At 34.0% G+C, this 13,732-nt stretch carries 13 protein-coding genes; 10 read left to right on the plus strand and 3 right to left on the minus strand.

The genetic code is table 11. From position 1 onward, the window contains the following. Nucleotides 1–13 precede the first annotated feature (13 nt). Both AAEO58_RS11850 and rho read right to left on the minus strand, forming a co-directional pair. Entirely contained in the window at nt 14–433 is a 420-nt protein-coding gene (locus AAEO58_RS11850; RefSeq protein WP_341683593.1) for a lipocalin family protein, read from the minus strand. Nucleotides 434–614: 181 nt separating this feature from the next. Continuing rightward, a complete protein-coding gene (rho, locus tag AAEO58_RS11855; protein WP_341683595.1) occupies nt 615–2,402 on the minus strand; it encodes a transcription termination factor Rho in 1,788 nt (595 codons plus the stop codon). Nucleotides 2,403–2,590: 188 nt separating this feature from the next. On the opposite strand from rho, the gene AAEO58_RS11860 reads away from it, so the two are divergent. Further along, nucleotides 2,591–3,001, plus strand: coding sequence for a DUF4293 domain-containing protein (locus AAEO58_RS11860; protein WP_133606368.1), 411 nt, complete (start codon nt 2,591–2,593; stop codon nt 2,999–3,001). A 177-nt stretch (nt 3,002–3,178) separates the two neighbouring features. Here the strand turns inward: AAEO58_RS11860 and AAEO58_RS11865 are convergent, their stop codons facing one another. After that, a complete protein-coding gene (locus AAEO58_RS11865) occupies nt 3,179–3,673 on the minus strand; it encodes a metallophosphoesterase family protein (RefSeq protein ID WP_341683596.1) in 495 nt (164 codons plus the stop codon). Nucleotides 3,674–3,770: 97 nt separating this feature from the next. Between AAEO58_RS11865 and truA the strand changes: the two genes are divergently transcribed. The 9 genes from truA (at nt 3,771) to AAEO58_RS11910 (ending at nt 13,729) form a co-directional block, all read left to right on the plus strand. After that, complete coding sequence (gene truA / locus AAEO58_RS11870) at nt 3,771–4,523, plus strand: tRNA pseudouridine(38-40) synthase TruA (protein ID WP_341683597.1); 753 nt, start codon at nt 3,771–3,773, stop codon at nt 4,521–4,523. Continuing rightward, nucleotides 4,523–6,343 carry an ABC transporter ATP-binding protein gene (locus tag AAEO58_RS11875; RefSeq protein WP_341683598.1) on the plus strand — a complete coding sequence of 607 codons (1,821 nt, stop codon included), beginning with the start codon at nt 4,523–4,525 and terminating at the stop codon, nt 6,341–6,343. Before truA ends, AAEO58_RS11875 begins: the two co-directional genes overlap by 1 nt. Before the next feature lie 399 nt (nt 6,344–6,742). Beyond that, nucleotides 6,743–8,131 carry a dihydrolipoyl dehydrogenase gene (lpdA, locus tag AAEO58_RS11880; protein WP_341683600.1) on the plus strand — a complete coding sequence of 463 codons (1,389 nt, stop codon included), beginning with the start codon at nt 6,743–6,745 and terminating at the stop codon, nt 8,129–8,131. Nucleotides 8,132–8,286: 155 nt separating this feature from the next. Continuing rightward, nucleotides 8,287–8,628, plus strand: a complete 342-nt coding sequence (locus AAEO58_RS11885) for a hypothetical protein (protein ID WP_026724975.1) — start codon at nt 8,287–8,289, stop codon at nt 8,626–8,628. 27 nt (nt 8,629–8,655) lie between these two features. Next, nucleotides 8,656–9,060 (plus strand): hypothetical protein, encoded by a 405-nt coding sequence (locus AAEO58_RS11890; RefSeq protein ID WP_341683601.1) that lies wholly within the window; start codon nt 8,656–8,658, stop codon nt 9,058–9,060. A 31-nt stretch (nt 9,061–9,091) separates the two neighbouring features. Beyond that, nucleotides 9,092–9,232 carry a hypothetical protein gene (locus AAEO58_RS11895; RefSeq protein ID WP_341683602.1) on the plus strand — a complete coding sequence of 47 codons (141 nt, stop codon included), beginning with the start codon at nt 9,092–9,094 and terminating at the stop codon, nt 9,230–9,232. A gap of 85 nt (nt 9,233–9,317) precedes the next feature. Further along, on the plus strand, nt 9,318–10,013 hold the full coding sequence (locus AAEO58_RS11900) for a DUF4386 domain-containing protein (RefSeq protein ID WP_341683604.1): 696 nt from the start codon (nt 9,318–9,320) through the stop codon (nt 10,011–10,013). Between the two features lie 247 nt (nt 10,014–10,260). After that, nucleotides 10,261–11,745 (plus strand): FAD-dependent monooxygenase, encoded by a 1,485-nt coding sequence (locus AAEO58_RS11905; RefSeq protein WP_341683605.1) that lies wholly within the window; start codon nt 10,261–10,263, stop codon nt 11,743–11,745. Nucleotides 11,746–11,968: 223 nt separating this feature from the next. Next, nucleotides 11,969–13,729, plus strand: coding sequence for an Ig-like domain-containing protein (locus AAEO58_RS11910; RefSeq protein ID WP_341683607.1), 1,761 nt, complete (start codon nt 11,969–11,971; stop codon nt 13,727–13,729). Nucleotides 13,730–13,732 lie beyond the last annotated feature (3 nt).

Genomic DNA, 13,732 nt, shown 5'->3' on the forward strand with positions numbered 1-13,732 from the left:
AACCTAACACAAATTAATCCCTAACATAAACGATAATTACACCATTAGCATCACTTAATTTTAATTCTGTAAGCGTTAAGTTAACAATATCTTTAGTAATGCTTACTCCGTCAACAACAGTGGTTAAATTGTTATGTGATCTTGAATAAATTCCTTCTTTTGTATATATAGCACAAGGAGCCAGTGTAGAATCATAATCGCCTTCCTCTAATGTGTTATCAGAATTAAGATCTAAATAATCTCTATTACAACCGCTTTCATTTTGAGGAGCATCTACCAAAACTTCTTGCCCATTAACCGTAGAGCCAACTTGACTCACATTCCATTTTCCTGCCAAGGGAGCAAGTGTTTCACCTTCATTATCGTCGCTACATGATGTAGAAAGAAAACCTAAACTTAATAATAAGGCGAATAATTTAATTTGATTTTTCATTATAATCTATTTTATTGTTAGATGTAAATTTAGTTCCTACACTATCCATTTATGTTACACATATAAATATTTGATTTACATGATTACATGATAACAAACTGAATTACAAGTAAAAACATTTAAAAACACATCTGAAAATAGAATCATAAAAAAACTCCGATTTTCATCGGAGTTTTTATTTTTATTGATTCATCGAAATTAAAAATTCTTCGTTGTTTCGGGTTTTCTTAAATCGATCGTGGATGAAATCCATAGCTTCTACTGGATTCATATCGGCTAAGTATTTACGCATAATCCACATTCTGTGAATGGTGTTTTCATCCAATAACAAGTCATCACGACGTGTACTTGAAGAAACCAAGTCGATAGCAGGGAAAATACGTTTGTTAGAAATTCTTCTATCCAATTGCAATTCCATATTACCTGTTCCTTTGAATTCCTCAAAGATAACTTCGTCCATTTTAGAACCTGTTTCTGTTAATGCTGTAGCAATGATACTCAACGAACCTCCGTTTTCAACATTACGAGCCGCTCCAAAGAAACGTTTTGGTTTTTGTAACGCATTTGCATCTACTCCACCACTCAATACTTTTCCAGAAGCTGGTTGTACAGTATTATAAGCTCTTGCCAAACGTGTAATTGAATCTAATAAAATTACAACATCGTGACCACATTCAACCAAACGTTTTGCTTTTTCTAATACGATATTAGCAATCTTAACGTGTTCTTGTGGCTCTCTGTCGAAAGTAGAAGCAATAACTTCACCACGTACACTACGTTGCATATCGGTTACCTCTTCAGGACGTTCGTCGATAAGTAAAACAATTAGATACACTTCAGGATGATTCGCTGCAATAGCATTCGCAACATCTTTCAATAACATGGTTTTACCTGTTTTTGGTTGCGCTACAATCATACCACGTTGTCCTTTTCCAATAGGTGAAAACAAATCAATAATACGCGTTGAAACCGTACTATTGCGCTCAGCCAAGTTGAATTTTTCTGTTGGGAAAACTGGAGTTAAATGTTCGAATGAAATTCTATCACGTACCACTTGTGGGTCGTGTCCGTTGATTTTTAATACTTTTACTAATGGAAAATACTTTTCGCCTTCTTTCGGAGGACGTACTACTCCTTTTACAGTATCACCCGTTTTTAATCCGAATAAACGAATTTGTGACGTTGATAAATAAATATCATCTGGAGACGCTAAGTAGTTGTAATCTGACGAACGTAAAAATCCGTACCCATCAGGCATCATTTCTAAAACGCCTTCACTTTCAATAATTCCGTCGAACTCAAAATCAGGTTCTCTAAAATTTTGCTTTTTGTTTTGATGCGGATTTTTGTTGGTATTTCCGTTGTTCCCGTTGTTTCCATTATTTCCTTCGGTAGGATTACTTTTTTTGTAATCAGGATGGTTGGGATTATTTTGATTTGCCTTGAAATTAGGATTTTTAGGCAAATTTTTATCGTTTTGTGGAGTTTCAGTCGCAGTAGCTTCTGTTGTTGGCTTTTCAGCTGTAGGAGTTGCTTCGTTGGCAACTACTTTGTTTGGTAAAGGCTTCTTGTTTTTAAAATCTTTACGAGGCAACTTGTCATTTGGTTTTGGCAAAACTGCTTTGGTTTCAGTAGCTTTGATTTCTTCAACTACTTTTTCTTCTACAATCGGAATAATTTCTTCTGGTAAGTCTTTCAAAGGTTTCGAAAACAAATCTTTTTTGATTTTTGGTGCTTGACTAACTTCTTTTTTAGGAAGCATTCTCGCTCTTTTTTCTTTAGGTTGGTCTGCGGCTGCTTCTTTAGGTAATTCAGATTTAATTACTTCTGGTTTAGCTGCTTGTAGGTCTAAAATCTGATATACCAAATCATCTTTTTTAAGTGAACGGTATTTATTGATTTTAGCCACTTTTGCAATCTCTTGCAAATCAGAGAGTTTCATCTCCTTTAATACTTCAATATCAAACATGGATATAAGTTGAATAAAATTGTTGATTGAGTTAAAACAAAAAAAAGATAGATTTTTTTTTGAGGCGTAAGGTGTCGTAGAATGAAGTACTTACGACTAATACTATGCAATAATACGAATAAATTTGGATATAACAATAGTTTTAATTGAAAAGAAATACTATTTTTGCTTTACAAAAGTAGAGAACAATGTTACAAAGAATTCAAACGGTTTATATGGCAATCAGCGCAATAGCTATGGGTGCTTTGCCTTTTGTATTTTCCTTATGGACGACAACAGATAAAAAAGAGGTGTTTTTTACATCTTCTTTATTATATATTGTGTTTTTTGTAGTATCGGCTTTATTAGCGGTTTTTAGTATTATCAATTTTAAAAAGAGACAACATCAATTTGTGTTAAACAGATTGAACATGATATTTAACTTTATTTTACTAGGATTTTTTGTGTATCGCTCGCTAAACTTATCCGGAGAAACTAATGTTTCAGAGAAGGGTATTGGGATGTTTCTTCCTGCAATTTCTATCGTTTTATTAGTCTTGGCCAACAAGGCAATAAAAAAGGACGAAGATCTCGTAAAATCTGTTGATCGATTACGATAAACCTATCATCTTAGTTTATTAGTGCGAAGAAAAAATCCGAAGCGAAAGTTTCGGATTTTTTTGTTATTAGCGTTTATTGTCAAGTCGAGCGGAGTCGAGACTCGTCGTTTTAAAAAAAGTTCTCGACTTCGCTCGAACTGACAAATCACCTTTTACCTTTCACCCTTTACCCAAAACCTATTTCTTCCCCAACTCAATCACCTCTAAACTCTGAATTTTATCGCCATCAATTTCAAAGCGCAACATCGTTCTTACTTGATGAAAACCATATTTTCCACATGCGCCTGGGTTCATGTGTAGTAAATTCAGTTTCTTATCGAATTGTACTTTTAAAATATGTGAATGTCCGCAAATGAATAATTTCGGAGGATTTTTAGTAATTTCTGCTCGAATTGCTGGGTTGTATTTATCAGGATAACCGCCAATATGTGTAATCCAAACCTCCACTCCTTCACAGAAAAAACGATTGTTTAATGGGAATTCCATTCGCGCTTTATCATCGTCGATATTGCCATAAACGCCTCGAAGTGGTTTTAGTTTTTTTATCGCATCAGTAACTACTAAATCTCCAATATCGCCGGCATGCCAAACTTCATCGGCTTGGTTAACATATTTCAAAATGGCATCATCAATGTGACTGTGGGTATCGGATAGCAAAAGAATTTTCTTCATAAGACAAAATTAAGTTTTTATTATCACAATTTGAAAGTAACTTTACTTTTGAATTTTGTAAATTTGCAAGCTATTTAAGAAAACGGAACACCCTATTTTGAGATATTTCATAGAATTTGCCTACAACGGAAAAAACTTCCACGGATTTCAGAGTCAGCCTGACGCCGCTTCGGTACAGGAAACTTTGGAGAAGGCGCTTTCTACCCTTTTCAGAGAAACTATCGCTATAGTAGGTGCCGGAAGAACCGATTCGGGCGTGCATGCCAAACAAATGTATGCGCATTTTGAAACCGAATTAGAATTGGATTCCGATTATTGGTCACACAAATTGAATTCGTTTTTACCGCCGTCGATTGTAGTGTATCGTATTTTTAAAGTGGCAGAAGATGCTCATGCGCGTTTTGATGCGACTTCCAGAACCTACGAATATTACATGCACACGTTTAAAGATGCGTTTATTACCGAGGGAAGTTGGTATCATTCTCATCAATTGGACATGGATAAAATGAATGAAGCGTGTAAAATTTTGTTTGAATACATCGATTTTGAGTGTTTTTCTAAAGTACATACCGATGTGAATACCTTTAATTGTAAAATTTCGGAAGCACATTGGAAACAATCGGGAAATCAACTTATCTTTACCATCACTGCCGATCGATTTTTGCGTAATATGGTAAGAGCAATTGTGGGAACCATGGTAAACATTGGTCTAGGAAAGATTGAAGTCGCAGATTTAAGAACAATTATCGAAAGCAAAAACAGAGGAAAAGCCGGATTTTCAGTTCCAGCTCATGGATTGTATTTAGTAAATGTTGTTTATCCCTACATAAAAGAAAGAGAAAAAATTTAATGAGTAAGAGAAAAAAATCGTCATTTTATAAATTGCTAGAATATGCAAAACCTCACAAAGGGAAGTTATACTTTGTGTGCTTTTGGGCTGTATCCTTAGCTTTTATTAGTGCTTTTAGACCATTTTTATTGAATTTTACGATTGACAATTATCTAATTGAAGTAAAAAAAGAAACTGACGTAATTCAGCAGTATTTTGAAAGTTTGATGCTTTCCTTCTTTCCTGGAAACGATAATTTCTCCAACCTTAAAATATTAGTAATTATAATGTTTGTGGCGCTTTTACTTGAAGCTATCTCACAATTTTACTTTACTTACATTGCGAATTGGTTAGGACAAGACATCATTAAAGATTTACGAAACAAACTATACGATCATATTACTTCGTTTAAAATGAAGTATTTTGATAATGAGCCTGTTGGAAAATTAGTAACGCGTTCGGTTTCGGATATTGAATCGATTGCTAGTATTTTCAGTCAAGGATTATTTATGATTATTAGTGATGTTTTAAAAATGATAATCGTAATTGCTTTTATGCTTATTGTCAATTGGAAAATTACGGGAATTGTCCTTGCAATAATGCCAATAATACTAATAGCAACAAACATTTTTAATAAAAAAATGAAAGTCGCTTTTAACGAAGTTAGAAACGAAATTGCGAATCTAAATACTTTTGTTCAAGAACGTTTAACCGGAATGAAAATCGTACAGCTTTTCAATCGAGAAGCGATTGAATTAGAGAAGTTTAAAGAAATCAATCAGAAACACAATGTGGCTTGGTTGAAAAACATCTTATACAATTCCATCTTCTTCCCTATTGCCGACATTATCTCTAATATTAGTATTGGATTGGTCGTTTATTTTGGTGCATTATGGATTATTAATGGAGATACTGATACTTCAATTGGTCAATTAGTTGCCTTTAATATGTATATTTCTATGCTTTATAATCCATTACGTCAAATTGCGGATAAATTTAACGTGATGCAAATGGGAATTGTAGCCGCCGATAGAGTATTCGAAATTTTAGAAAAAAACGAAGATGTTCAAGATAAAGGAACAGTTGAAGCGACTCATTTTAAAGGGTTTATTCAGTTGAAAGACGTTCGTTTTAGCTACATCAAAGATGAAGAAGTTTTAAAAGGCATTAATTTAGAAGTCCAACCTGGTGAAACTATCGCTATTGTGGGAAGTACAGGTGCTGGAAAATCGACCATCATTAATTTATTGAATCGTTTTTACGAAATCAATTCGGGTGAAATTACGATTGACAATCACAACATTAACGAATATACCTTAGAAAGTCTTCGCAAGCAAATTGCTATTGTGTTACAAGATGTTTTCTTGTTTGCCGATACTATTTATCACAACATTACCCTTCATAACGAAGCCATTACAAGAGAAGATGTTATCACTGCGGCTAAGAAAATTGGCGTACACGATTTCATTATGAGTTTACCTGAAGGCTACGATTACAATGTAAAAGAACGCGGAGTGATGCTATCTTCTGGTCAACGCCAGTTGATTGCCTTTTTGAGAGCGTATGTGAGTAATCCAAGTATTTTGATTTTGGATGAAGCAACCTCATCAATCGACACGCATTCTGAGGAATTAATTCAAAAAGCTACGGAAACCATTACTAAGGATAGAACTTCTATAGTTATTGCACACCGCTTGGCAACTATTGTTAATGCAAGTAAAATTATTGTAATGGACAAAGGTCAAATTGTAGAACAAGGTACGCATCAAGAATTGTTGACGAAAGCAAATGGGTATTACAAGAAGTTATATGATTCTCAATTTGCAGTTGAATTGGGATAGTTACGAGTTTCAAGTTTCAAGTTTCAGGTTTCAGGTTTCAAGTTTCAAGTTTCAGGTTTCAGGTTTCAAGTTTCAGGTTACACGCAACGTTTGTCATGCTGCTAAGCATCTCTTGAACTAGTGATAAGTTTTTAGAACGCGGATAACACAGATTGAACGGACTATCGCAGATTCTTTTTGTGTTCTTTGTGCTTTCCTTGTGTTCTTTGTGGTTAAATCTTACAAAGAGATTCGCCGAGATTTTTTTGATTTACTTAGTGTTGATAGAGCTACACAGAGACGTTTTACTTTTTGAAATTGATTTTGAATTTGTCCTTGAAATTGTTCTTGACCTTGCACTTGTTTTAAATTAATTCCTTAAATTCGCAACTTATAAATAAAACTGAAATACTTTTAAAAATGAAATACGATATCATAGTTTTAGGAAGTGGTCCTGGTGGTTATGTAACTGCTATTAGAGCATCACAATTAGGCTTCAAAGTAGCCGTTATCGAAAAAGAAAATTTGGGTGGAATTTGCTTAAACTGGGGTTGTATCCCAACGAAAGCATTATTAAAATCGGCTCAAGTTTTTGATTACCTAAAACATGCTTCAGATTACGGATTAACTGTTAAGGAATTCGACAAAGATTTTTCTGCTGTTGTAAAACGTTCTCGTGATGTAGCAGAAGGAATGAGCAAAGGTGTTCAATTCTTAATGAAGAAAAATAAAATCGACGTTATTGATGGTTTTGGAAAAGTAAAACCAGGTAAAAAAGTAGACGTTACTGCTGCTGACGGAAAAGTAACTGAATATACTGCAGATCACATCATCATTGCAACAGGAGCGCGTTCTCGCGAATTACCAAACTTACCGCAAGATGGTAAAAAAGTAATCGGATACCGCCAAGCGATGACGTTAGCGGAACAACCAAAGAAAATGATTGTTGTTGGTTCTGGTGCGATTGGAGTTGAGTTTGCTCATTTCTATAACGCCATGGGAACTGAAGTTACCATTGTAGAATTCATGCCAAATATAGTTCCTGTAGAAGACGAAGACATTTCAAAACAAATGGAACGTTCTATGAAAAAAGCAGGAGTTTCAATTATGACAAATGCTTCTGTAGAAAGAATTGATACTTCTGGAAACGGAGTGAAAGCATTCGTTAAAACAGCAAAAGGAGAAGAAGTTTTAGAAGCAGATATCTTATTATCAGCGGTTGGAATTAAAACCAACATCGAAAACATCGGATTAGAAGAAACCGGTATTGCTACCGATAGAGATAAAATCTTAGTAAATGCATATTACCAAACTAACGTTCCAGGTTACTACGCTATTGGTGATGTAACGCCAGGACAAGCTTTAGCACACGTTGCTTCGGCTGAAGGTATTTTATGTGTGGAAAAAATCGCAGGTTTACATGTTGAGCCATTAGATTACGGAAATATTCCAGGTTGTACGTATGCTACTCCAGAAATTGCTTCTGTAGGTATGACTGAAAAACAAGCGAAAGAAAAAGGATACGAAATCAAAGTGGGTAAATTCCCATTCTCAGCTTCAGGAAAAGCAAAAGCAGCTGGAACTCCAGACGGATTTGTAAAAGTAATTTTTGATGCCAAATACGGTGAATGGTTAGGTTGCCACATGATTGGTGCTGGCGTTACCGATATGATTGCTGAAGCAGTTGTAGCGCGTAAATTAGAAACTACAGGACATGAAATCTTAAAAGCAGTTCACCCTCACCCAACGATGAGTGAAGCGGTTATGGAAGCTGTTGCTGAGGCTTATGGTGAAGTGATTCACTTATAAGTACGAGGTACGAAGTTTTAAGTACGAAGTATATAGAAATCCGATTTGTGAAAGCAGGTCGGATTTTTTTGTTTTAGTTGTTTTTATTATAAATGCCTTGTAAGAAAATTGACTATATTTGAAGCTAATTAGTTGATATAACCATATTAGAAAAAATGACTAATAAAGAAATCATAATTCTTTGCCTAGTAATAGTTTACATAAGTACAGCTCTCATACTTTTAATAACTGCTTACGTAAAATATAAAACTTTTTTAGAATTAAAACGAAAGATAGAACCAGAATATGTTGAAAATCTTGGTGGTCTTTGGGTTAATGATGGCGGAGGTTGGTTCGCTGGGACATTTCAATTCAGGACACCTTTACCCATAGAAGACAAATCAAATGATGAAAGTATTAAAAAGGCAGTTTCTGAACATAATAAAATAATAACTTATTACTGGATTTGGATGATTTCAATATTACCAGTTGGTTTATTAGTAAAATTATTGGTTTAAATCCAGAGAAAAAAAGATTTAATAAGAATGAAAAACATCTCAAGAATTATATCAATAATATCCTATTTATTTATAATACTTGCTGGAGAAATGATTGGAATTCCATTCATTCTGTGGTTATTTTTTACAATCTTTGATTTTGGAAATATTGACCAAATTTTCGCAATATTTGGGGTTTTAGGAGTAGGATTAAATTTTTCAAAGTGGAAAAATAAAATTCTAATTACAATTATTAGTTTTATTTTAATGCTGTCCCCTATAATTGCAAGAATGTCACAAGTTGGAAATGAAAAATTTGATTATTTAGCATTTCAAATTCCTTTAACATTTTTTATAGTTTTATATTTACTATTCATAATTATAAACATTAAAGAGAAAAAACTAGTATCAGATAGCGCAAATTCACAATCCCTGTCCACAAATAAACATTAATTATCGACCAGATAATACAAGAATCACAACAATGACACAACAAATTTTATTTCTTATCGTAGTTTTAATTGGAGCCTATTATGCTCGAAAATACGGGAATAAAGCAAAACGTGACATTGAAAAATACAATCAGAATAAAGAACAAGATAAGATTAAAAATAAGCTTGGTTAGCTCGAAAGCACAGATTTCCAATCCATGCTTATCTTATCCTTACCTTAGAACTATTTTCACAAACATTGCCTAAAAAAATAAAAAAATGATTTCAGATAAAAATGTAGCTCGAATTGCAGGTTTTTGCTATTTAATTGTAATAGCTACTGGTTTTTTTTCAGAAGTTTTTGTTAGACAAGCATTAAGAGTATCAAACGATGCTATGGCAACTGCTCACAATATCCAAGCTAATGAAATGCTTTTTCGTTTAGGTTTTGTGGCTGATCTTATCAACTTTGTTGTTGGTTTACCCACAGTAGTCATTATTTATTATTTTTTCAAAAAAACACATAAAGTGTTACTACAAATTGCCTTAGCATTAGTTATTATTCAAACCGCTATTATTGCAGTAAATCTGCTCAATCAAATTTTGCCATTGTTGCTATTAAGTAACGACACTTACTTAAACACGTTTCAACAAAACCAGTTAGCAACACTATCGCTTTTATCATTAAATATACAATCACAAGGCTATGCAGTCGGATTAGTTTTCTTTGGATTCTATTGCCTAATAATTGGATATGTAATTTACAAAACCAAAGCAATTCCAAAAACAATCGGAATGTTTTATGCATTGGCAGGATTATGCTATTTGATAAATAGTTTTACAATGTTCTTATCTAAAGGGTTTTCAAATCCAATTTTCAATTATTTAGCAATTCCAATTTTACTTGGAGAACTATCGCTATGCTTATGGTTACTCCTCAAAGGAATAGACACTTCTAAATTAAATGAAGAATAGAAACTAATACATTAATAGTATGGATTTACAATCCGTGCCCACAAACAAAATCCGACTCCACCACAAGTCGGATTTTGTTTTTACTATTTCGGCTCAGGCATTGATGGTGAATTAGGTCTTATTCTATTAATAGAACTATTAAATTTGTACCTTTGAAAACAACTAAAAAATAAGAACATTACATTTAAAAAGTATTTTTATTTAATAGTAAAACTACTGTAATAAAATTTTGATTTCGCATAAAACAATGATGGAAGTGGAAAAAGAGGGAAACATAAAAACATTTTTTACTAGTTGTGAAGACTGTGCCGGAATTGGAAAGAAGACACGTAAAATAAGTAAAAAAGCACGGCTTCAATATCAAATTTCTTTAGAAAAATATTCAACTTCAACTTCTAATCAAATAGTCCCTACCCCACCAATTGGTCAAAAATATTCTTGTAAAACATGTAATGGAACTGGAATTCTTACTTCAGAAAATGAAATACAACCAGATACAGAAAACTTACCTCATGTTGCAATTATTGGTGGTGGAATTGGTGGTACTGCATTAGCTGTAGCCTGTTTACATCGAAAAATTCCATTTACACTATTTGAACGCGACAATACAGTTAACGACCGATCACAAGGGTATGGCTTAACTTTACAACAAGCAAGTAAGACCATTGAAGCATTTGGAATCAACAATTTAAAAGACGCCATAATTTCTTCAAAACACATCGTGCATACTACTGATGGGAAAATAATTGGCGAATGGGGTTTAAGAAAATGGCTGCCTAACAACTCAACATCAAATACTTCTTCGGAGGAAAACTCAAAAAGAAAAAACATCCATATTCCTAGACAATCCCTACGAATGCAGTTACTCAATCAGCTTACTGACAGTAATTCTGTAAAGTGGGGACATCAATTAACCAGTATCAACGAACTTGAAAATAACGAAATTAACTTAACTTTTCAGGTTAATGGCGAATTAAAAGAATTCAAAACTAATCTTTTAGTTGGAGCAGACGGAATTAGAAGTTCTGTTCGAAAGCAAGTCATTAATGAACAAGATTATCCTTTACACTATTTAGGTTGTATTGTAATTCTCGGGATTTGTTCTTTAGAAAATTTGCAAAATTTAGAAAGCGATTTACTTGATTCGGAAACCGTTTTCCAAACCGCAAATGGGAACGAGAGAATTTACATGATGCCCTTTACCAAAAATTCTATAATGTGGCAACTTAGTTTTCCAATGACAGAAGAAGATGCAAAAGAACTAAGCAGTAAAGGAACAAAAGCATTAAAAGAAGAAGCGGCAAAAAAAACGCAATGGCATAGTCCCATTCCACAAATAATTGCAGCAACTAATGAAAACGAAATTTCAGGATATCCAGTTTACGACAGACAAACTTTACAAACAGAACAGTTAAAAAACGCTAAAAACATCACTCTAATTGGAGACGCTGCACATCCAATGAGTCCGTTTAAAGGTCAAGGTGCCAATCAGGCTTTGTTAGATGCGATTTCTTTAGCCAGAAAAATTCATATAGGATGTAAAAATTCTACTTCATGGAAAACAAAAGGTCTCCGAGATTCAATTTTATCAGATTATGAAACAGAAATGGTACATCGTAGTGCCACAAAAGTAAAAGATTCTGCCGCTGCGGCTGAATATTTACATTCGGAAATTGTTTTAAATGTCGGTAACGAAACCCGAGGTAGTCGAAATAAAAAAAATAGTCTATGAGTTTAAATCAAATTACCATAACCGATTCAAACATGTGAAAATAGATTGAATTTTTCATACTCTCAGGCGAATCCCTTTGCGTGAAAAATAAAAACCCAAACCCCCTTATCTAAAACCTCAAGTTGGATGTTTTTTTAATTGGATATATGTAACAAATACATTTTGTTGTATAACACTATCGGTATAAATTAGGTTCACCTTTGTTTCATAAATAATTCATATAATGAAACAAAAAAACTTTCTAGTAACTATTGCGATAGTTTTAGCTACTTTAATCTCTGGTTGCGCAGAGGATGATTTTCAAGAAACGGCGGGCGTATGCCCATTAGTCATTGATACAAATCCTGATAACGCAGCTACAAACGTACCTCTTAATCAAGTAATCACTGTTACTTTTAATGAAGAAATGAACCCTTCGACTATAAATTCTTCTTCGTTTATTGTAACTGGCGCTTCAACTATTGCAGGTACTTTAACGTATTCTGGTGTAACGGCTACTTTTACTCCTTCAGTAAATTTAACTCCAAACACAACGTATGTAGTAAGAATTACTACTGCTGTAAAAGACTTAAGAGGAAATGCCTTGCAAGAAGATTACTTGTTTTCGTTTAGTACAGGGGCTACTTTACAACCTCTTGTCCTTACAACAAGTCCAACACCTAATGAAAGAGGAGTGGTATTAAACAAAGTAGTTAGCGCTACCTTTAATATGCCAATGGATCCAGCTACTATTAATACGTCTACATTTACATTGAAACAAGGTACTACTACCATTACTGGTGTTGTAACGTATTCAGGTAATACAGCCTTATTTACTCCAAATGCCAACTTAACTGCAAATACTGTTTACACTGCTACCATTACAACTGGAGCTCATAACATGGCTGGCGTTGCTTTAGCATCAAATTATGTTTGGAATTTTACTACTGGAGCTATTGTAGCACCAAGAGTAATTCTAACCGATCCTTTTAATACTGAAACAGGTGTGCTATTAAATAAAGTCGTAACAGCAACATTTGATATGGCAATGGATCCTTTAACGATTACTACTTCTACTTTTACTTTAAAACAAGGAACGGATGTAATTTTAGGTTCTGTTAGTTATAGCGGAAACATGGCGTCTTTTACTCCAAACAATCCACTTTTAGCCAATGCTGTATTTACAGCTACTATTACAACTGGAGCGAAAAATGTTGCAGGTGTAGCTATTGCTAATAATTATGTTTGGACATTTACAACTATTAATAGTTCGAATGCTCCCGATTTAGGTTCAGCTTCTCCTTTTGGAGCTTTTGGTGGAAACGCAGGAATAACCAATCAAGGAATAAATACTGTTATCAACGGAAGTATTGCCACTACTGCTGCATCTACTTTAATTACAGGTTTTCATGATGCAACAGCTATTTATACTGAAACACCTTTAAATGTAGGAAATGTAACAGGAGCTATTTTTACAGCGCCACCAATGCCAGGAACGGCTACTTCGTTTGCGATTGCTACTCAAGCTTTAGCAGATGCAAATGCAGCTTACTTAAGTATTTCGCCAGCATCAATGCCAGGTGGAATTGATCCTGGAGCAGGAGAACTTGGCGGATTAACGTTAGCGCCTGGTATTTACAAATCAGATAGTGGTACTTTCAATATTTCAAATGGTAACCTAACGCTTGACGCACAAGGTGATCCAAATGCCGTATGGATTTTTCAAACCGCTGCTGGATTAACAGTTGGTATTGCTGGTCCTACAGGAGCTAAAAGTGTTGTCTTAATTAACGGTGCTTTACCTAAAAATGTATTTTGGTACGTAGGAAGTACTGCAATTATTAATGGTGCTGGTGGTGGAACAATGGTTGGAACTATTATTGCCAATTCGGGAGTAACATTTTCAACTGCAGGTAATGCTGTTCAAACGGTTTTAAATGGAAGAGCGTTATCATTAGTTTCATCTGTAACAATGGTAAATACTACCATTAATGTTCCTCAATAATTA

The sequence above is a fragment of the Flavobacterium helocola genome (assembly GCF_038289885.1).
Lineage (GTDB): Bacteria > Bacteroidota > Bacteroidia > Flavobacteriales > Flavobacteriaceae > Flavobacterium > Flavobacterium cheniae.

Coding starts and splice junctions, on each gene's coding strand:
- AAEO58_RS11860 (WP_133606368.1), top strand. CDS start 2,591: ATGTTACAAAGAATTCAAACGGTTTATATGGCAATCAGCGCAATAGCT.
- AAEO58_RS11890 (WP_341683601.1), top strand. CDS start 8,656: ATGAAAAACATCTCAAGAATTATATCAATAATATCCTATTTATTTATA.
- lpdA (WP_341683600.1), top strand. CDS start 6,743: ATGAAATACGATATCATAGTTTTAGGAAGTGGTCCTGGTGGTTATGTA.
- AAEO58_RS11895 (WP_341683602.1), top strand. CDS start 9,092: ATGACACAACAAATTTTATTTCTTATCGTAGTTTTAATTGGAGCCTAT.
- AAEO58_RS11875 (WP_341683598.1), top strand. CDS start 4,523: ATGAGTAAGAGAAAAAAATCGTCATTTTATAAATTGCTAGAATATGCA.
- AAEO58_RS11850 (WP_341683593.1), bottom strand. CDS start 433: ATGAAAAATCAAATTAAATTATTCGCCTTATTATTAAGTTTAGGTTTT.
- rho (WP_341683595.1), bottom strand. CDS start 2,402: ATGTTTGATATTGAAGTATTAAAGGAGATGAAACTCTCTGATTTGCAA.
- AAEO58_RS11905 (WP_341683605.1), top strand. CDS start 10,261: ATGATGGAAGTGGAAAAAGAGGGAAACATAAAAACATTTTTTACTAGT.
- AAEO58_RS11885 (WP_026724975.1), top strand. CDS start 8,287: ATGACTAATAAAGAAATCATAATTCTTTGCCTAGTAATAGTTTACATA.
- AAEO58_RS11865 (WP_341683596.1), bottom strand. CDS start 3,673: ATGAAGAAAATTCTTTTGCTATCCGATACCCACAGTCACATTGATGAT.
- AAEO58_RS11910 (WP_341683607.1), top strand. CDS start 11,969: ATGAAACAAAAAAACTTTCTAGTAACTATTGCGATAGTTTTAGCTACT.
- AAEO58_RS11900 (WP_341683604.1), top strand. CDS start 9,318: ATGATTTCAGATAAAAATGTAGCTCGAATTGCAGGTTTTTGCTATTTA.